The organism is Phyllobacterium sp. OV277, from assembly GCF_900104355.1.
GTDB lineage: Bacteria > Pseudomonadota > Alphaproteobacteria > Rhizobiales > Rhizobiaceae > Phyllobacterium.
The window spans coordinates 40,596-60,326 of record NZ_FNIY01000003.1; the positions used below are offsets into that span (position 1 = coordinate 40,596).

General features: G+C 56.1%; 18 protein-coding genes. 11 read left to right on the top strand and 7 right to left on the bottom strand.

The window, feature by feature from the left end; all coding sequences use genetic code 11:
• Position 1: 1 nt before the first annotated feature.
• From BLU05_RS11930 to fabD, 6 genes are all read right to left on the bottom strand, one after another.
• A complete protein-coding gene (locus BLU05_RS11930) occupies positions 2-889 on the bottom strand; it encodes a YicC/YloC family endoribonuclease (RefSeq protein ID WP_091880340.1) in 888 nt (295 codons plus the stop codon).
• Between the two features lie 48 nt (positions 890-937).
• On the bottom strand, positions 938-2,167 hold the full coding sequence (gene mltG, locus BLU05_RS11935; protein ID WP_091880342.1) for an endolytic transglycosylase MltG: 1,230 nt from the start codon (positions 2,165-2,167) through the stop codon (positions 938-940).
• A gap of 94 nt (positions 2,168-2,261) precedes the next feature.
• Positions 2,262-3,524: a beta-ketoacyl-ACP synthase II gene (fabF, locus tag BLU05_RS11940; RefSeq protein ID WP_091880343.1), complete on the bottom strand. Its 1,263-nt coding sequence runs from the start codon at positions 3,522-3,524 to the stop codon at positions 2,262-2,264.
• 114 nt (positions 3,525-3,638) lie between these two features.
• Entirely contained in the window at positions 3,639-3,875 is a 237-nt protein-coding gene (locus tag BLU05_RS11945; protein WP_091880344.1) for an acyl carrier protein, read from the bottom strand.
• 268 nt (positions 3,876-4,143) lie between these two features.
• Entirely contained in the window at positions 4,144-4,881 is a 738-nt protein-coding gene (gene fabG, locus BLU05_RS11950) for a 3-oxoacyl-[acyl-carrier-protein] reductase (protein ID WP_091880346.1), read from the bottom strand.
• Between the two features lie 17 nt (positions 4,882-4,898).
• The gene (gene fabD, locus BLU05_RS11955) at positions 4,899-5,843 is read right to left on the bottom strand and encodes an ACP S-malonyltransferase (protein WP_091880348.1); all 945 of its coding nucleotides are present in this window, start codon (positions 5,841-5,843) and stop codon (positions 4,899-4,901) included.
• A gap of 542 nt (positions 5,844-6,385) precedes the next feature.
• Between fabD and rpsF the strand changes: the two genes are divergently transcribed.
• The 11 genes from rpsF (at position 6,386) to BLU05_RS12010 (ending at position 18,173) form a co-directional block, all read left to right on the top strand.
• Positions 6,386-6,811: a 30S ribosomal protein S6 gene (gene rpsF, locus BLU05_RS11960; RefSeq protein ID WP_091880349.1), complete on the top strand. Its 426-nt coding sequence runs from the start codon at positions 6,386-6,388 to the stop codon at positions 6,809-6,811.
• The gene (rpsR, locus tag BLU05_RS11965; RefSeq protein ID WP_008128538.1) at positions 6,811-7,059 is read left to right on the top strand and encodes a 30S ribosomal protein S18; all 249 of its coding nucleotides are present in this window, start codon (positions 6,811-6,813) and stop codon (positions 7,057-7,059) included. The genes rpsF and rpsR overlap by 1 nt, the downstream gene beginning before the upstream one ends.
• A 211-nt stretch (positions 7,060-7,270) precedes the next feature.
• Positions 7,271-8,236: a DUF2232 domain-containing protein gene (locus BLU05_RS11970; RefSeq protein ID WP_091881112.1), complete on the top strand. Its 966-nt coding sequence runs from the start codon at positions 7,271-7,273 to the stop codon at positions 8,234-8,236.
• 30 nt (positions 8,237-8,266) lie between these two features.
• Complete coding sequence (rplI, locus tag BLU05_RS11975) at positions 8,267-8,836, top strand: 50S ribosomal protein L9 (RefSeq protein WP_091880351.1); 570 nt, start codon at positions 8,267-8,269, stop codon at positions 8,834-8,836.
• A 191-nt stretch (positions 8,837-9,027) separates the two neighbouring features.
• The gene (locus BLU05_RS11980; protein ID WP_091880352.1) at positions 9,028-10,308 is read left to right on the top strand and encodes an SAM-dependent methyltransferase; all 1,281 of its coding nucleotides are present in this window, start codon (positions 9,028-9,030) and stop codon (positions 10,306-10,308) included.
• 492 nt (positions 10,309-10,800) lie between these two features.
• Positions 10,801-12,300 carry a replicative DNA helicase gene (locus tag BLU05_RS11985; RefSeq protein WP_091880353.1) on the top strand — a complete coding sequence of 500 codons (1,500 nt, stop codon included), beginning with the start codon at positions 10,801-10,803 and terminating at the stop codon, positions 12,298-12,300.
• A 286-nt stretch (positions 12,301-12,586) separates the two neighbouring features.
• Entirely contained in the window at positions 12,587-13,744 is a 1,158-nt protein-coding gene (gene alr / locus BLU05_RS11990; protein WP_091881114.1) for an alanine racemase, read from the top strand.
• On the top strand, positions 13,744-15,144 hold the full coding sequence (gene radA, locus BLU05_RS11995; protein WP_091880355.1) for a DNA repair protein RadA: 1,401 nt from the start codon (positions 13,744-13,746) through the stop codon (positions 15,142-15,144). The genes alr and radA overlap by 1 nt, the downstream gene beginning before the upstream one ends.
• Positions 15,145-15,204: 60 nt before the next feature.
• Positions 15,205-15,792, top strand: coding sequence for a CvpA family protein (locus tag BLU05_RS12000; protein ID WP_091880356.1), 588 nt, complete (start codon positions 15,205-15,207; stop codon positions 15,790-15,792).
• A gap of 150 nt (positions 15,793-15,942) precedes the next feature.
• Entirely contained in the window at positions 15,943-17,403 is a 1,461-nt protein-coding gene (purF, locus tag BLU05_RS12005) for an amidophosphoribosyltransferase (RefSeq protein WP_091881116.1), read from the top strand.
• Between the two features lie 17 nt (positions 17,404-17,420).
• Positions 17,421-18,173 carry an SDR family NAD(P)-dependent oxidoreductase gene (locus BLU05_RS12010; protein ID WP_091880358.1) on the top strand — a complete coding sequence of 251 codons (753 nt, stop codon included), beginning with the start codon at positions 17,421-17,423 and terminating at the stop codon, positions 18,171-18,173.
• A gap of 387 nt (positions 18,174-18,560) precedes the next feature.
• Here the strand turns inward: BLU05_RS12010 and BLU05_RS12015 are convergent, their stop codons facing one another.
• Positions 18,561-19,640 carry a helix-turn-helix domain-containing protein gene (locus BLU05_RS12015; RefSeq protein ID WP_244518324.1) on the bottom strand — a complete coding sequence of 360 codons (1,080 nt, stop codon included), beginning with the start codon at positions 19,638-19,640 and terminating at the stop codon, positions 18,561-18,563.
• Between the last annotated feature and the right edge of the window lie 91 nt (positions 19,641-19,731).

The window sequence follows — 19,731 nt, forward strand, 5'->3', positions numbered from 1 at the left end:
ATTACTCCAGATTCTGTATTTGCTCGCGCAATTGATCCACAACCGCCTTCAGGTCAAGTCCAATCGACGTGATCGAGGCCGCATTGGCCTTGGAGCAGAGTGTATTTGCCTCGCGGTTAAATTCCTGTGTCAGAAAATCCAGCTTACGCCCGACCCCATTTCCATCGCGCAGAAGCGTGCGCGCGGCGGCCACATGCATATCAAGGCGATCAAGTTCTTCCTGAATATCGGCCTTTGTCGCCAGAAATGCCGCTTCCATATGCAGGCGGGCTTCATCAAGTGCCGGAGACGCATCCAGCAGCAGCGCCACCTGCGCAGCAAGCCGCGCGCGAACTGCATCGAGCGTACGGCTTGGATCACGCCGCGCCTGCTGGGTGAGCAGCTCCACCGCATCGACCTGTGCGCTCAATATGTCGCCGAGTGCCTTGCCTTCAATCTGGCGATTGTGTTCGAGCTGCAAAAGCGTTTCGTCAAGAACAGCCAGAACGGCTTCCTCAACCTCAGCCTGATCTTCCGGCGATAACACGTCCTGTGGCGCCTCCAGAACGCCGCGCAGAGCCATCAGGCCCTCCGGTGTTGAAGGAGCCAGTTTGAAGTCCTCGCGCAGCTGTGCGGCAATCCGTGCCAGTTCCTTCAGCAAAGGCTCGTTGATGAGCGCCTTCGCATCACCCGCATTGCGGGTCACAGTCAATGCAGCCTGAAAATTGCCGCGCTTGAAACGCTGGCCAAACAATGCTCGCGCCTTTTGCTCCACAGCTTCAAAGCCAGTGGGCAGGCGAAACCTGACATCAAGGCCCTTGCCATTGACCGATTTGATTTCCCATGAAATCTGCACCCCGGCATCGTTCCGGAGGTGACGGGCAAAACCCGTCATGCTTTGCAATGACATTATTCCCCCCAAGAACGAAGGCCTGATCGCAATCAGGCCCTTGCAGAATTATTGTTGTGTTGGCTCGCTGTCATCCCCGGCGTCAGACGGATCGGCATTCTTGTCGCCGGTTGCCGCCTTGGCTGCCTCGTCAATGCGATTCTTCTCCACCGTGCGCCAGCGCTTCACATTGTCATTGTGGTCATCAAGCGTTTCGGCAAATACGTGACCGCCAGTGCCATCGGCGACAAAATAAAGATCCTTGGTCTGCGAGGGATGCGCAACGGCTTCCAGCGCATCGCGGCCGGGATTGGCAATCGGCCCCGGTGGCAGTCCGTTGATCGTATAGGTGTTGTACGGTGTCGGCTTTTCCAGATCGGATTTCAGGATTGGGCGGTCAGATGGTTTGCCCTTGCCGCCAAACAGGCCATAAATGATCGTAGGATCAGACTGAAGGCGCATGCGCTTGTTCAAACGGTTGATGAACACGGCAGCAACGCGCGGGCGCTCATCGGCCTTCCCTGTTTCTTTCTCGACGATCGAGGCAAGCGTGACAAATTCTTCAATGGTCTTGAGCGGAACGCTCGGATCGCGGCGCGCCCAAATCTCGTCAACCAGCTTCTTCTGGTCAGCCTGCATCTTCTTGACGATTTCCTCACGCGTTGTGCCGCGGGAGAAGCGCTGAGTATTGGCAAACAGCGAACCTTCGTCAGGCACAACCGCTGGCAACGCGCCGGTCAGCACATCATCCTCGCTCACGCGTTGCAGAATCTGATCGACGGTAAGCCCTTCCGGAACAGTCAGCGAATGCAGGACCGACTTGCCGCTGCGCAACAAATCCATGATATCGCGCATTGAGGCGTGCGCCTTGATCTCGTACTCACCCGCCTTCATATCGCGCTGATAGCCATAGGCCTGAACGCCATATTTGAAAACACGCGCATCGGTGATGATGCCGCGACGCTCCAGACCATCGGCAATTTCAACAATCCCGGTGCCATTCTTGACGACATAATCCGTCGTAACATCTGTCGGACCGGGCTCGTTGAACGAAACCTTGCCGAAATAAACGGCGGCAGCGGCGGCAAGAACCACCAGCACAACCAGCGACAGCATGAAATTGGCAAAGACAACGATCTGGCTGCGGGCACGGCGCGACCGGCGCACGGGTGCTGGCGGGGGTGTCCCCGGCTCAGGCCGCAAGGCTTCAGATGCCGACTGCGGAACAATCGGTTTACGCTCCGGCGCGTTGGCGGCGGGCGAACCGTTCGTCTCTTCAGACTGCTGATCTGAGCTCACGCAAACACCTCGAGCAAGTTTTTCCGGCAAGAATGCCGGTAAATTTGATTGTGATTATGGCGAAAGCGCGAAAACGCTTCCGCCATTGCTGCAATCACTGTTGAAAACGCCGCAAAACGAGCGAAGCGTTGGTACCACCAAATCCAAAGGAGTTGGAAAGCGCCACATCAATCTTACGATGCCGTACCTTGTGCGGCACCAGATCAATTTTGGTTTCCACCGATGGTTTGTCCAGATTGAGCGTAGCCGGGGCGACATTGTCACGAATGGCAAGCGCACAGAAAATGGCTTCGGTCGAACCGGCAGCACCGAGAAGGTGGCCAATGGATGACTTGGTGGACGACATCGAGACTTTTGGAGCAGCATCGCCCAGAACGCGCTCAACAGCACCAAGCTCAATCGTATCAGCCATGGTCGATGTACCATGAGAGTTGATGTAATCGATCTGATCGGGCGTGATGCCCGCCCGCTTCAGAGCCATTTCCATGGAGCGCTGCGCACCCTCACCGCTCTCGGACGGAGCCGTGATGTGATAAGCGTCGCCGGAAAGACCATAGCCGATGACTTCGGCATAAATCTTTGCGCCGCGTGCCAAAGCATGTTCCAGCTCTTCAAGCACGACAATACCGGCACCCTCACCCATGACGAAACCATCACGGTCATCATCGTAAGGGCGTGAAGCCGCAGTCGGATCATCATTGCGTGCAGTGGACAGCGCCTTGCAAGCGGCAAAACCGGCCAGCGAAATACGGCTGACGGGCGATTCCGTACCACCGGCAACCATAACGTCAGCATCACCAAAGGCGATCAGACGCGATGCATCACCAATGGCGTGCGCTCCGGTCGAGCAAGCTGTGACAACCGAATGGTTCGGGCCGCGCAACTTATGCTTGATGGATACCTGGCCAGAAGCCAGATTGATCAGACGACCGGGAATAAAGAAAGGCGAAATGCGCCGGGGGCCTTTGTCACGCAGCGTATAACCCGCTTCGACAATGCCTTCGAGGCCACCAATACCCGAACCGATCAGCACACCGGTGCGAATCTGATCCTCGTCGCTTTCCGGTGCCCACTTGGCATCGGCAAGCGCCTGATCGGCAGCACCCATGGCGTAAATGATAAAGGGATCAACCTTGCGCTGTTCCTTTGGCTCCATCCAATCATCAGGATTGAATGTACCATCGGTGCCATCACCAACCGGTATCCGGCAGGCAATTTTGCAAGGCAAATCTTCAACTTCAAACTCTGTCACCAGTCGGGCAGCACTCTTACCAGCCAAAAGGCGGGACCAAGTAAGCTCAACACCGGATGCAAGAGGAGAAACCAGCCCAAGGCCGGTTATGACAACGCGCCTCATGGCCGATCCTTCAATGTCATATTCAGCATGATCTTTTCCAACGGCCCCGCGCAGGTCCCGACAGGGGCTTCTCGCCTCCTGTCATGATTCCTGCGCTGCCAGGCCGAATGAAAATCAGGCAGATGCTTTGTCGATGAACTTGACGGCATCGCCGACTGTCAGAATCGTCTCGGCAGCATCATCAGGAATTTCAACGCCGAATTCTTCTTCGAAAGCCATCACGAGCTCGACAGTATCAAGGCTGTCTGCGCCCAGATCGTCGATGAAGCTCGCACCATCGGTGACTTTCTCGGCATCAACGCCCAGATGTTCAATAACGATTTTCTTGACGCGTTCTGCAGTATCACTCATGTGGAAACCTCAACCTGTTTGTTTTTCCCTATGCCTTGGTTAGCGGCACGGATGACTCTAATCAAGCAATAAGATGGCACTTCAGCCCTGTTTAACAGCTAAAACGCACATCCTCGCGGCTTATTCCTTGCGGAAAGGAAAGGGCATCAAATCGATTTGATGTCCTGACTTGGTGCGCGACTTATCACGCTTTATTGACGGCCTCAATCTCATAAATGTGATTGCACCCTTTACACCCGGCTGAATTGTATTGTCCGGGTGCACTTTATCAGATCATTGCCATGCCGCCATTGACGTGGATCGTCTGGCCGGTGACGTAGGATGCTTCGTTGCTGGCAAGGTAGATTACAGACGACGCCACTTCCGCGCCCGTCCCCATGCGGCGCATGGGAATGGCGGACATAATGGTTTCTTTCTGCTTGTCGTTCAGCTTGTCGGTCATCGCCGATTCGATGAAACCCGGTGCAACGCAGTTGACCGTGACATTGCGGCTGGCAATTTCCTGTGCGAGCGACTTCGAAAAGCCGATCAGACCGGCCTTCGATGCCACATAATTCGTCTGGCCAGGATTACCCGTTACACCAACAACAGAGGTGATGTTGATGATACGGCCATAACGGCGGCGCATCATCGGGTGGGTCAATTCGCGCGTCAGGCGGAACACGGCGGTCAGATTAACCTCAAGCACGCTATCCCAGTCAGCATCGGCCATGCGGACAAACAGCCCATCCTTGGTGATACCGGCATTGTTGACGAGAATTTCAACACCTTCCAGTTCGCTCTCCGCCTTTTCGCCCAGCGCCTTCACTTCGTCGCGGTTCGACAGGTTTGCCGGGAAAATCTTGACCCGGTCGCCAAGCTCGCTTGCCAGCGCCTCAAGTTTTTCAACGCGCGTGCCATGCAGGCCAACAATCGCACCCTGCGCATGCAGCGCGCGGGCAATGGATTCGCCAATACCACCGCTGGCACCTGTTATGAGAGCCTTGCGGCCTGTCAGGTCAAACATTGCTCAATCCCTTCCGTTCAAACGTTCAGCGCGGCAACAGCCGCTTCAATATCGTCAGGCGTGCCAACCGCGACACCTGATATGTCTTTATTAATACGGCGCGCAAGGCCGGTCAGCACTTTGCCAGCGCCAATCTCGTAGAGCGTCGTTACGCCATTGGCACCAAACCACTCGACCGTTTCGCGCCAGCGGACCTGACCCGTCACCTGCTCGACCAGCAAAGCTGCGATCTCATCAGCCGATGTGACCGGGGTTGCCCGCACATTGGCAATCAGTGGAACAATCGGGTTCTGCTTGGATACACTGGCCAGCGCCGCGCGCATGGCTTCAGCGGCTGGCGCCATCAGGGTAGAATGGAAGGGTGCGGAGACTGGCAGCATGATGGCGCGCTTGGCACCTTTTTCGGTCGCAAGTGCTGCGGCCGCCTCAACAGGAGCTTTTGAGCCCGAAATAACAATCTGGCCACCGCCATTATCATTGGCTATCTGCACCGGACCTTCCAGAGAAGCATCCGCACAGACAGCCTGCACCACATCATGTTCAAGACCGATGATAGCAGCCATGGCGCCCGCTCCTGCGGGAACCGCCTGCTGCATGGCATTGCCGCGAATGCGCAAAAGCCGCGCCGTATCGGCCAGCGAGAATGTCCCGGCAGCACACAGCGCCGAATATTCACCGAGCGAATGGCCAGCCACATAGGCCACTTTGTCCTTGATCGAAATGCCGCGCGCTTCCAGAACCCGGATAACTGCAATGGAAACAGCCATGAGGGCGGGCTGCGCATTGGCGGTCAGTGTCAGGGTTTCTTCCGGTCCGTCCCAAATAATAGAAGAGAGCTTTTCCCCCAGCGCATCATCCACCTCGTCGAAAACAGCCTTGGCTTCGGCGAAATTGTCGGCCAAAGCCTTGCCCATACCAACCGTCTGACTGCCCTGACCCGGGAAGGTAAATGCTATGGACATGCGGGGCGCCTCCAGATTTCTGCTTTATTTTCGATAATGTGCCGCGCGATGTGCCTATCAGCAAGCCCAGAGTCAAGCTTTCATGCACATTATCGATGGAGGATTGCAGTGAGGTGGCTGCAGATTTGTGGTTCGTGGTTCGACAAGCTCACCATGAGGGAGAGGGATGATGAAAGGGAGCTTTATTCTGCAACCTATGCGATAAGCGTTGCATCCACCCTTCTCCCTCATGGTGAGCTTGTCGAACCACGAACCACTACAATGCCACCACCACCCCATCTTTTGCGTTGCAATATAAAACGGTCCATGCGGGTTGCTTCTTTTCAGATTTGCCCGTATAAGCCGCCCGTTCATTGCTCGGCGTCAGCTGGGGGCTGAACGGAGGGCCGGATTTTATCCGTGGAAGCGTAAAAGCTTCAGCCTCCCGTGTCTCCGCTCTCGATCGTCTCCATCAGCGTCCTTTCTTCGCCGGTTTCCGGCAGAGAGATTCGCAGAGGTTTACCGTTGATTCCGGGCAATATTAACGAAGAAAGGCAAAGACAATGGCTCTTTATGAACATGTGTTCCTTGCTCGACAGGACATTTCGCAGCAGCAGGTCGATGCGCTTGTAGAACAGTACAAGGGTATCATCGAGGCCAATGGCGGCAAAGTCGGGCGTATTGAAAGCTGGGGCCTCCGCGCCCTGACATATCGCATCAACAAGAACCGCAAGGCGTATTACTCGCTTCTCAACATCGATGCTCCGGCAGCAGCCGTTGCAGAAGTTGAGCGCCAGCAGCGCATCAATGAAGACGTTCTGCGCTTCATGACCGTTCGCGTTGAAGAGCACGAAGAAGGCCAGTCGGCCATGCTTGCACGCCGTGACGATCGCCGCGAACGCGACGACAAGTTCGGTGGCCGTGATGACGATCGTCCGCGCCGTCCACGCCGCCCGCGTGACAACGAAGCCGGTGAAGGAGCAGAATAATGGTTGATATCAATCAGATCCCGACCCGTCGTCCGTTCCATCGCCGCCGCAAGACCTGCCCGTTCTCGGGTGCCAATGCGCCGAAGATCGACTACAAGGACGTCAAGCTCCTGTCGCGCTACATTTCCGAGCGTGGCAAGATCGTTCCTTCCCGTATTACAGCTGTCAGCCAGAAGAAGCAGCGCGAACTCGCCCAGGCGATCAAGCGTGCCCGTTTCCTCGGCCTGCTGCCTTACGTTGTGAAGTAAGACTACCGAAGGCGGCAGGATTTCATCCCGCCGCCTTCAGCCTTCGGGCAAAATATAAGCCTTCCGCGATGGGCGCGGTCAGGCAAACCAAAAAACCCAAGTTGAGGAATCGGTTTAAAAACCACCTCTAACTGCATGAATGGCGTATAATCCTTATCCAAAAATCAAAGAAGATTTTTGGGGTTATGCGCAAAGCAGGACAGCGAGCGAAATGAAACTGACTGGAACAGATATTGGCGTTGGAGTGTTGGCGGGCCTTGCGGCTGCGCTGCTCTCGATCGGCCTTGCCAATCAGTCGATTATTGGCTTTCTCCTCGTCCTGTTTACCCCGCTACCGATTTTCATTGCAGCGCTCGGCTGGGGCACGGTAACCGGCTTCATCGCCGCGGCCACGATGACAATCGCAGTTTCTGTCATTTCGCCGTCTCTGGATGCAGTGGCCGACATACTCTTGATGGCTGTTCCAGCCGCTACAGGCGCATATTTCATTGGTTTGGCACGACCGGCAGCTGAAATCGGCGGCCCCAAAGACGTCTTTGTCTGGTATCCCCTGGCCGACACATTGTTGCGCCTCTGCCTGGTCGTAGCTGTCGGTGTGATCATTATCGGTGCAATGATCGGCGAAGCACAGATGACTGCGCTCGTACAGGCCGTGACCAAACAGATGAACGAAACCAATCCCCAATTGGCCGCAAATCCGGAAGTCGGTCAGTTGCTTGTACGGATTATGCTGCGTCTGATGCCCATTATCGCTTCCGCAGCGTTTGTGATGTCTATCGTCGCCAACCTTTACGTGGCCCTGCGTATCACTGCTGCTGCCGGCAAACTGCAACGCCCCCGGGATGATTGGCCCCGCGCACTGCGGTTGCCTCGCCCTGCACTGGTAATTTTTGCCATTGCCTGCGCGATGGCTTTCCTGCCGGGCGCGCCCGGATATGTGGGAAGTACCATTGCTGGCGCTGTTGGAGCCGGGTTCTCGATGGCAGGCTTTGCCATGCTGCATGCCCGCTCACGCGGCGCGACGTGGCGGCCGTTCGCCCTGTGGTTTGCCTATGCCTGCGCATTTATCTTCAGCTTTACGCTCATCGTCTTCCTTCTGGCCGGTCTGTTTGACACATCGCGCAACGCGCCGGTTTCGAAGGCTGAAATTAAAACACCACCCAATAACGACAATTAACGACCAATTGAACTTGAAAGGAAAACTCAAATGGAAGTCATTCTTCTCGAACGCATCAGCCGCCTCGGCCAGATGGGTGAAACAGTCAAGGTAAAGGACGGCTTTGCCCGTAACTTCCTTCTGCCGCAGGGCAAGGCTCTTCGTGCCAACGAAGCCAACAAGAAGAAGTTCGAAGGCCAGCGCGCCCAGCTCGAAGCACGCAACCTTGAGCGCAAGACCGAAGCTCAGACAATCGCTGACAAGCTCAACGGCAAGACATTCGTTGCTGTTCGCTCCGCCGGTGAAACCGGTCAGCTCTACGGTTCAGTAACGACTCGCGACATTGCTGACCTGATCACTGCAGAAGGTTTCTCGATCAACCGCAACCAGGTTGAACTGAACACACCAATCAAGACGATTGGCCTGCACAAGATCGTTCTGGCTCTGCATGCGGAAGTCGAAGCAACTGTTACGATCAACATTGCTCGTACTGCCGATGAAGCCGAGCGTCAGGTAAAGGGTGAAGACCTCACCTCTGCCGAAGCCATCTACGGCATTGAAGAAGCACCGCTTTCTGACGAATTCTTCGATGAAGACGAAGAAGGCGAAGAAAACGCCTGATTTTAAAGCATAAACTGCTCTGAGGAGTGGTATTTGCTTTACCATAAAACACCCGGCAGAGATGTCGGGTGTTTTTTTGCTTTTCAGAATCAAAAAAACAGGTAAATTTATTCATCCTACCCACGCCCGACCTTGGCTCGCTCCCGAGCCTCATAATGGCCGAGCTCTATCGTCAATGATGGAGATTGTTCATGAATGCCATCCTTAAGGCCGCTCTCTCGCGGCTTGTTCACACTGGTACACTTGTTATCACTGACTCCTCCGGCCAAAACCGCACCTTTGGTGATGGAACCGGAGAACCGATCCATTTCCGCATCAATACGGCTGCAGCCGAACGGCGGATTGCCTTTGATCCGTCCCTGCATTTCGCCGAAGCCTATATGAACGGCGAACTCGATGTTCTCGACGGCGATATCTATGACGTCCTGAAGATCATCTTCGAAAATACCGGGGCAACGGTTGCGCGCGAGCCATGGATGCTGGCGTTGGAGGGCATTCGCCGTGCCACCCGCCGCCTGCACCAGATGAACACGCTTGCCCGTTCATCAAGCAATGTACACAGGCATTACGACCTGTCTGAAGACCTGTACCGGCTGTTTCTCGATACGGACATGCAGTATTCCTGCGCCTATTTCGAGCACCCCGATGCAACGCTCGAAGAAGCCCAGATGGCGAAGAAACGGCATATTGCCGCCAAGCTGCTGGTTGAAAAAGGGCACAAGACGCTCGATATCGGCTGCGGCTGGGGCGGTCTGGGTCTCTACCTCGCCCGCCACCTCGATGCCAATGTGGAGGGTGTTACCCTGTCGCATGAACAGCATGGCATCGCCAACAAACGGGCAGTTGACGAGGGCTTATCGGCACAGGCCCGCTTTGACCTGCGCGATTACCGCACCATTGATGACAGTTTTGACCGGATTGTTTCGGTCGGCATGTTCGAACATGTCGGCGTCGGGCATTTTGCCGAATACTTTCAGCATACGGCCCGGCTTTTGAAGAAGGATGGCGTTTTCCTTCTCCATTCGATTGGCCGTTCCGATGGTCCGTCCTATACCAATGCCTTTATCCAGAAGTACATTTTTCCGGGAGGTTATATCCCTGCCCTTTCAGAAGTGCTTCCGCATATTGAAAAGGCTGGCCTTGTTATTACCGACATCGAAATTCTGCGTCTGCACTATGCCGATACGTTGCGCATCTGGCGTGAACGCTTCATGGCCAACCGCGACAAGGCAAAGGCGATCTATGATGAACGCTTCTGCCGCATGTGGGAATTCTATCTCGCCGCATCAGAATCAGCATTCCGCTGGCAGAACCTGATGGTGTTCCAGATACAGCTGGCGCACCGGCAGGAAGCTGTGCCACTAACGCGCAGCTATATCGAGAAAGAAGAAAAACGTCTCAAGCGGCTGGAAAGCGAGCGCAGCTGCGCCAATACGCAGGTCGACAACCGGGAATCGGTTGCCGGACGTTAACGTTCGCCGCACTTGAATAAAATTGGCCCGCCATGATCGTGATGATCGCGGCGGGCCAATTACATTAACCTTCAAGCCTCCGATGCGGCTGCCCCCACTCCCAGTCCGTCATCCTCGGGCTTGACCCGAGGACCCACGGCAGAGGGGACTTTTCCGCAATCATGGCGCTGCTCAGCAATGGGTCCTCGGGTCAAGCCCGAGGATGACGAAGAGAGAAGCGCACGGATGACGGAGAGAGTGATGCTTAACGATGACGGTGAGAACGTGCTTTTTGATACCGAAGAAGGAGGTGCTCCATATCATCGCCGACGGAAGTGCTGATGTGTCAATAGTACCAGACCAAGGAATAAAAGTTTTATCCCCCAAGGCTGTTAATAGCGGGAATCATGGTACCGTTTCATTCGGACCGTCATTGGTTGTCCAGAGCAGCTTTACACGCCATTTTTAACTGCTTACTGCGGAACAGGTATTGGAATCGGGGCGAAAATTAACATGGCTGAGGCAGCACGCAAATTCCTTGAGGTACGCGACAGTGGAGACAAGCTCTACCGCGAAGCACCCAACAATATCGAAGCCGAGCAAGCGCTGCTGGGTGCCATTCTCATCAACAATGATGCGTTTTACCGTGTTTCCGACTTCCTGAAGGCCGTGCATTTTTACGAGCCGCTGCATCGCAAGATTTTCGATGTGTCCTCGGACATGATCCGCATGGGCAAGATGGCGAACCCCGTCACGCTGAAAACCTTCCTACCAACGGACGAAAAAGTCGGCGAAATGACGGTGATGCAATATCTCGTCCGCCTCGTCACGGAAGCGGTTACGGTCATTAACGCCGAAGATTACGGCCGCGCCATCTATGATCTTGCTACCCGCCGCGCGCTGATCACCATTGGCGAGGACATGGTCAATATCGCCTATGACGCGCCCGTTGATGTGATGCCGCAGGGCCAGATCGAGGACGCTGAACGCCGGCTGTTCGAACTGGCAGAAACAGGCCGCTATGATGGCGGCTTCCAGACCTTTACCGATGCGGTGAAAACCGCCGTCGATATGGCCAATGCCGCCTTCATGCGCGATGGCCATCTTTCCGGCGTATCCACAGGCATCCATGCGCTCGACAATCGTATGGGTGGCTTGCAGCCATCGGATTTGATCGTCCTTGCAGGCCGTCCCGGTATGGGCAAGACCTCGCTTGCCACCAACATCGCCTTCAACATCGCTGCGGCTTACGAGTCCGAGCAGTTGGCTGATGGCACGATCAAGGCCAAGAATGGCGGTGTTGTCGGCTTCTTCTCCCTCGAAATGTCGTCGGAGCAGCTGGCAACCCGTATTATTTCCGAGCAGTCGGAAATCAGTTCATCGAAAATCCGGCGCGGTGAAATTAACGAGGCCGAGTTCGAAAAGCTGGTCGCCTGCTCGCAGCATATGCAGAAAGTACCGCTCTATATCGATCAGACGGGTGGTATTTCCATTGCGCAGCTCGCCGCCCGTGCCCGGCGCCTCAAGCGTCAACGCGGCCTCGACGTTCTGGTCATCGACTATATTCAGCTGATGCAGGGTTCATCCAAGAAAGCCTCTGAAAATCGCGTGCAGGAAATCACCGAAATCACCACCGGTCTGAAAGCGCTCGGCAAGGAACTCAATACGCCGATCATCGCGCTGTCACAGCTCTCCCGTCAGGTGGAAAGCCGCGAAGACAAGCGCCCGCAGCTCTCCGACTTGCGTGAATCAGGATCGATCGAGCAGGACGCCGACGTGGTGATCTTCGTTTATCGCGACGAATACTACATCAAGAACAAGGAGCCGAAGGAAGGCACCGAAGAGCATTTCAAGTGGCAGGCTGATCTGAAGGAAGCCATTGGCAAGGCGGAAGTTATCATTGCCAAGCAGCGTCACGGTCCGACAGGCACGGTAAAACTGGCCTTCCAGGCGGAATTCACCCGCTTCACGGATCTTGCAGAAGAATCACACTTGCCGGAGCGGTTTGAGTAGAGTTGAGGGGTGGTTCGTGGTTCGTGGTTCGACAAGCTCACCATGAGGGAGAGTGAGGATGCAACGATAATCGTCGGCGTTGCAGATCAAAAAATTGCCGAGCACAAAGGTTGCAGAACTTGACTCCCTTTCATCACCCCTCTCCCTCATGGTGAGCTTGTCGAACCACGAACCACCAATCGCGCACCACCACATGCAACCAAAACCTTCCACCTAGTATCCAAATGCAAAGCCTCATACCATTTTGACCAGTTTAACCAGTCCGGACCTCATTCACTTGACCAACATGCAGCCTCACATCACCACCACAGGCGCTGACCCCCGTCTTGCGGGCGGGCGGCTTACGATCGACCTTGATGCACTTGCCGCGAACTGGAAGCTTCTCTCCGAAAAATCCAAGCCGGCGAAGGCAAGCGCTGTCGTCAAGGCCAACGCCTATGGGCTTGGCATTGAGTATGTCGTGCCCGTCTTGTGGGATGCCGGGTGCCGCACTTTCTTTGTGGCGCTTGTCGAGGAAGGGTTGCGGGTCAAGGCGATTGCACCGGAAGCGCGGGTTTTTGTTCTCAATGGCCTGTTTGCCGAGGCACGTCCATTCTTTGAAACGTCTGGGCTCATTCCTGTGCTGGGCTCGCACTACGAAATCGACCTCTGGGTCAATGCCAATGCCAGCAGCGGATTGAACCTGCCCTACGCACTGCATGTGGATACCGGCATGAACCGGCTGGGGCTGACTGTTGCAGAAGCAATTGATTTTGCCACGCAAGCCAAAGACATGCCTGTTCTGGTCATGACCCATCTGGCAACCGCCGATGAGCCGGGACACCTTCTCACCCAGCGGCAGATTGAGTCATTTCAACAGCTTCGCACTGCTTTTGCAGGCATTGAATCAAGCGTGTCCAACTCGTCAGGCATTTTCCACCCGGTTGGCATTGGTTCCGATTTGAGCCGTCCCGGCATTGCCATGTATGGCGGCGAACCGCTTGCGGGTGAGTCCAATCCGATGCGCCCTGTTGTGACAGTCGAAGCGCGGGTTGTGCAAATCCGCACCGGCCTCAAAGGCGAGACGTCAGGTTATGGTGCAACGGCGCTGCTTGAGCGCGACACGCGCATTGCCATTTGTTCGACCGGCTATGCGGATGGCTATCTGCGCTCGGCCTCGGGCAGCGGCACACCGCTGCGCATTGCTGTGCGCAAGGGCGGTGAAGGTTTTGTTGCCGGTCACAAAGTGCCTGTTATCGGCCGCGTGACGATGGACATGACATCCTTCGACATCACAGACCTGCCTGAATCTGCGGTCAAACCCGGTGATTACATCGAGCTTTTCGGCCATAATATTCTGCTTGATGAAGCCGCGCGGGCTGCAGGCTCCATCGGTTTTGAATTATTGACCGGGCTTGGAAACCGTTATCATCGTCGCTACCTCTACTCCGGAAAAGGCGATTGATGGCCAAGGCAAGAATTCAATTCATCTGTCAGAACTGTGGAGCCGTGCACACGCGCTGGGCCGGTAAGTGCGATGCCTGCGGCGAGTGGAATACGCTCGTTGAGGAAGGCACTGCGGGTGGTATCGGCAGCGGACCCGGCAAATTGTCGGGCCGCAAGGGCCGTGCAGTCGCCCTCACCTCTCTTTCAGGCGAGATCGAGGATGCACCGCGCATCCAATCCGGCATCAGCGAGCTTGACCGGGTGACCGGCGGTGGTTTCGTACGCGGCTCGGCCATTCTGGTGGGCGGTGATCCCGGTATCGGCAAGTCTACCCTGCTCACCCAGGCTGCTGCCGCATTGGCGCGGCAGGGCCACAAGGTCATTTATGTCTCGGGTGAAGAGGCCGTGGCGCAGATTCGGCTGCGGGCGCAGCGCCTGCATGCCGCTGACACGGATGTACTCTTGGCTGCCGAAACCAATGTCGAGGATATTCTCGCCACCATTTCCGATTCCAAACGCCCTGATCTGATCATCATCGATTCGATCCAGACGCTATGGACCGACGCTGCCGATTCGGCCCCCGGTACGGTCACGCAGGTGCGGGCCGGTGCGCAGGCGATGATCCGTTTTGCCAAACAGACCGGTGCCGCCGTGGTACTGGTTGGCCATGTCACCAAGGATGGCCAGATTGCCGGACCGCGCGTGGTCGAGCACATGGTCGATGCGGTGCTTTATTTCGAAGGCGAAGGCGGTCATCACTATCGCATCCTGCGCACGGTCAAGAACCGTTTCGGCCCGACTGATGAGATCGGCGTGTTTGAAATGTCGGATCGCGGTTTGCGCGAAGTTGCCAATCCTTCCGAGCTTTTTCTCGGCGAACGCAATGACAAATCGCCGGGAGCCGCGGTTTTTGCCGGGATGGAAGGCACACGCCCGATACTCGTTGAAATTCAGGCACTGGTCGCACCCTCCACGCTCGGTACGCCACGCCGTGCGGTCGTTGGCTGGGACGGCAACCGCCTTTCCATGATTCTGGCGGTGCTCGAGGCCCATTGCGGCGTGCGCTTCGGCCAGCACGATGTTTACCTCAATGTAGCCGGCGGATACCGGATTTCTGAGCCCGCAGCCGATCTTGCGGTTGCATCTGCACTGGTTTCATCCATTGCTGGTATTGCCCTTCCGGCCGATTGCGTCTATTTCGGCGAAGTCAGCTTGTCTGGCGCCGTTCGCCCAGTGGCGCATGCGGTGCAGCGGCTGAAGGAAGCAGAGAAGCTTGGGTTCAAGCAGGCAGTTCTTCCCAAGGGAAGCAACGACGTGCCGAAAGGACGCAACGCCCATCTGACCGAGACGGCCTCGCTGCCGGACCTTGTGGCCCGGATTGCGGCGTCGGGACCCGGTAAAGGGAAACGCGACGACTGACCTGATACCGCCATTATCCGAAGGCTGTATAAGTTGGAATTGGATTGGGGATACATGTAAATGCCTATTACGTTGCTTGACGGAATTCTTTTGGGCATCACTCTCGTTTCGGCGATACTGGCCATGGTGCGCGGCTTTTCGCGCGAAGTGCTGTCGGTCGTCTCATGGGCAGCGGCAGCGGCAGCGGCCTATCTCTTCTACAAGCCCGTCGTGCCTTTCCTTGCGCCCTATATCAGCAATGAAACCATTGCCCAGATTGCAGCGGCCGGTATCGTCTTCATCGTTACGCTGATTATTGTCTCGGTTATCACCATGAAGATTGCCGATTTCATCATCGACAGCCGTATCGGCGCACTGGATCGCACACTCGGTTTCCTCTTCGGCGCCGCCCGCGGTGTTCTCCTTGTGGTTGTCGCGATGCTGTTTTTCAATTGGCTCGTAACTGAGAACCAGCCCGCATGGGTTTCACAGGCAAAATCCAAGCCAATGATCGACTCACTTGGCGCAAAGCTGATGAGCCTGCTGCCTGAGGACCCGGAAGCAACTCTGAAGCGTTTGAAGCCCGGATCAATGACGGCTCCGGACGCAACAACAGCGCCGGAACCCAAGGAAGATATCCCGCCTGAGGGTACAACACCCAAGCCTTAACAGCTTTTTGGGTGCGACAATGGGTTAACTTGGCGTTTGCGTGGTAATACCCCACATAGTGTGGCATAATGGAATGACAGATCTTACAGTTGAATCTGCGGCGAAAGGCTTGCGGTAATGACCGACATTTTTCGTGATGAGACCCCTCTCATGTCCCTTGACGACGACACACTGCATGAAGAGTGCGGTGTGTTTGGCATTTTGGGGCATCCGGATGCCGCAACGCTGACGGCGCTGGGGCTGCATGCCCTGCAGCATCGCGGACAGGAAGCGGCAGGTATCGTCTCCTATGATGGCAAGCAGTTCTGCTCGGAACGCCGTATGGGCCTCGTCGGCGACCATTACACCAATCCTGCGACACTGGCTCAATTGCCGGGTGATCGGGCCATCGGCCATGTGCGTTATTCCACAACCGGCGATCCTGCGCTTCGCAATGTCCAGCCGCTGTTTGCCGAACTGGAAATCGGCGGCATTGCCATTGCCCATAATGGCAATTTCACCAACGGTCTGACGATGCGGCGCAAGCTCATCGCCGATGGCGCTATCTGCCAGTCCAATTCCGATACGGAAGTTGTCCTGCACCTCATCGCCCGCTCGCGCAGCACCACATCGTCAGACCGCTTCATCGATGCGATCCGTCAGATGGAAGGCGGCTACGCGATGCTCGCCCTCACCCGCACCAAGCTGATTGCTGCGCGTGACCCCATTGGCATCCGTCCGCTCGTCATGGGTGATCTTGATGGCAAGCCAATCTTTGCCTCCGAAACCTGCGCACTCGATATTATCGGCGCGAAGTTTGTCCGCGATATTGAAAACGGCGAAGTGGTTGTCTGCGAAATTCAGGCTGACGGTTCGATCAGCATCGAGGCCTTCAAGCCGCAAAATCCGAAGCCCGAGCGTATGTGCCTGTTCGAATATGTCTATTTCGCCCGTCCCGACTCCGTTGTTGGCGGTCGCAATGTCTATACGGCGCGCAAGAATATGGGCGTTAATCTCGCCAAGGAAGCACCGCTGGAAGCCGACGTGGTGGTTCCGGTTCCCGATGGCGGTACCCCTGCTGCAATCGGGTTTGCGCAGGCGAGCGGCATTCCGTTCGAACTCGGCATTATCCGCAACCATTATGTCGGCCGTACCTTTATCGAACCAACCCAGTCGATCCGGGCGTTCGGCGTCAAGCTGAAGCATTCGGCCAACCGTGCTGTTATTGAAGGCAAGCGTGTTGTGCTGGTGGATGATTCCATCGTGCGCGGCACCACTTCGGTCAAGATCGTCCAGATGATCCGCGATGCGGGTGCACGCGAAGTGCATATCCGCGTTGCCAGCCCGATGATCTATCATCCTGACTTTTACGGCATCGATACCCCGGATGCGGACAAGCTGCTGGCAAATCAGCACGCGACGCTCGCCTCCATGTGCAAATATATTGGTGCGGATTCGCTTGAGTTCCTGTCGATTGACGGGCTTTACCGGGCAGTCAGCGGAGCGCCGCGCGATGCAAGTTCGCCGTTGTTCACCGATCATTACTTCACTGGCGATTATCCAACCCGGCTTGTTGACCGGGATGGTATCAGCAATGTGCGCCAGTTCGCGCTTCTCGCAAATAACGGCTAACGGTTGAGTTTCCATTCATGATTTCTGACGGCAGTTTTCGGCTGGACGGCAAGCTTGCGCTTGTAACCGGCGCGTCCCGCGGCATTGGCTATTTCCTTTCCAAAGAACTTGCAGCGCGCGGTGCGCATGTGATCGCCGTTGCCCGCACGGTGGGCGGGCTTGAAGAACTCGATGACGAAATCACCGCCGCTGGCGGCTCGGCGACACTTGTTCCGCTTGATCTGACCGATATGCCAGCCATCGACCGGCTTGGCGGATCTATCTATGAGCGCTGGGGCAAACTCGACATTCTGGTCGCCAATGCGGGTGTTCTCGGCACGATTTCACCGATTGGCCATGTGGAAGCAAAAGTCTTCGACAAGCTGATGAATATCAATGTTTCCAGTGTCTGGCGCCTGATCCGCACCACAGACCCGCTGCTGAAGCTCTCTGACGCGGGTCGCGCGCTTTTGCTGTCATCGGGCGCTGCGCATTCCGCCCGCGCCTACTGGGGGCCCTATGCGGCTTCCAAGGCCGCTGTTGAGGTGATGGGCCGCAGCTGGGCCGATGAAGCCCGCCAGACCAAGCTGCGCGTCAACTCGGTCAACCCCGGCGCAACCCGCACCGCCATGCGCGCTCAAGCCGTTCCGGGCGAAGATCCTGAAACCTTGCCAACACCAGCCGAAGTTGCCGCCAAAATCGCCCTCATTCTCGATCCGAAGATTGATGATACGGGCAAGCTGTATGATGTGCGTGCCGGTAAGCTGCTGGGCTACAATAACCCGAGTTAAGGGGTGGTTGTGAGGGGTGTGGTGTGTGGTTCGATGAGCTCAGGATGAGGTGTGTGGTTCGACAAGCTCGGGATTAAGGGCATTGTTGGCTGCAAGATAATCGTCATGAGTGCAGAATTTAGCTCCCCGCAATCCTCCCATCTCCGTCATCCTCGGGCTTGACCCGAGGACCCACAACTTAAAGGCGCTGAACATACGGATTGATCTGCTCTCCTTAGCCGTGGGTCCTCGGGTCAAGCCCGAGGATGACGGAGATGGGTGGGGTATGAGGAGTCAAGTTCTGCACGTTCGGCGATTATCTTGCATCCACACTCTCCCTCATCCCGAGCTTGTCGAAGGGGCACAGCGGGAAATGCAGCGACAAACTTACGCCCCAGCAAACTGCAATCACCCGGCGAGGCGGATAACCGTACCACCTGAATTATTTTTGGCCAGAGCATTGGATCTCCATGCCTTCGGGCTCATACCGGTAACGCGCAGAAACTCACGGTTGAAGTTGGATTTGGTCTGAAACCCGGCATCAAACATGATGTTGGTGACCGACAATTCCGTATCAGCCAGCAGACGGCAGGCTTCCCTCACCCTGAAGTCATTCACATATTGCGAGACGCTCATCGTCTTGACCCGGTTGACGGCAGTGGAAACCTGCCGGGCCGAAAGGCCCATCTTGCGGGCAAGACGGTTCAGATTGAGGTCAACATCGCGGTAGAGTTCACGCGACTGCATCAGGCTATCGAGCGAAGTGGCAATATCCGTATCCTCACCGCTTGTAGCTACCGGCAAAGCGCCCTCTTCCGACGTAGTATCAGCGCGCTCCTCCGGGCGGCTGGTCCCGGCAACCGTCGCCGCCGCACCCAGAACCAGCATGGCTAATACATTGCCAATAGCAACGATGCGGCCTGAATGCGTGCCGCCTGACTCGGCAAAATCCCATCTGATGACAACATCGATGATTGCAGAACTGGCGATGGCAAAGGCAGTGATCTGCAACGCCCTGTAAGCGTTGATAACGCCATCCAATCGGGACGAGCCCAGCGCATCGGGTCCGCGCCATGCCAGACGGCAAAGCGCAATTCCATAGCCTGCAAAAATGACAATGATCGTCAGAGATATCGGCGCGGGCCAGAAAGCGATCAGGCCAATGATCAGCAGTGCCGGCAAGATGTGCAACAGAAGAAGCGGACGCTGTATTGGAGGGCGTTCGGTGCGCAGGCCTTCAAAGCTCAGCCATGCGAGCGTTGCAATGATGACCGCAAGAACCGCCTGAAGCGGCAATATCTCCAGCACATTATAACCCCAGCGGACACCGATTACGATCGATTGCAAGGCATAGACCGAAATCAAAGCCAGAAAGAATGGATTTGTACCGCTGCCATCATTGCGCCTGATCATCTGGATCAGGAGAACGACGAGCAGGACAGCAACCACAAAGGGCAATGGAACAAACAGCATGAAGATGTCCGGCATGAGTTGACTGCCCGCACTATGTCCTGAAACGCGATCCCGGACGACCTGAATTGTGATCAAGGTCGAGATAACAGTGAAAAGGCCCTCCTCT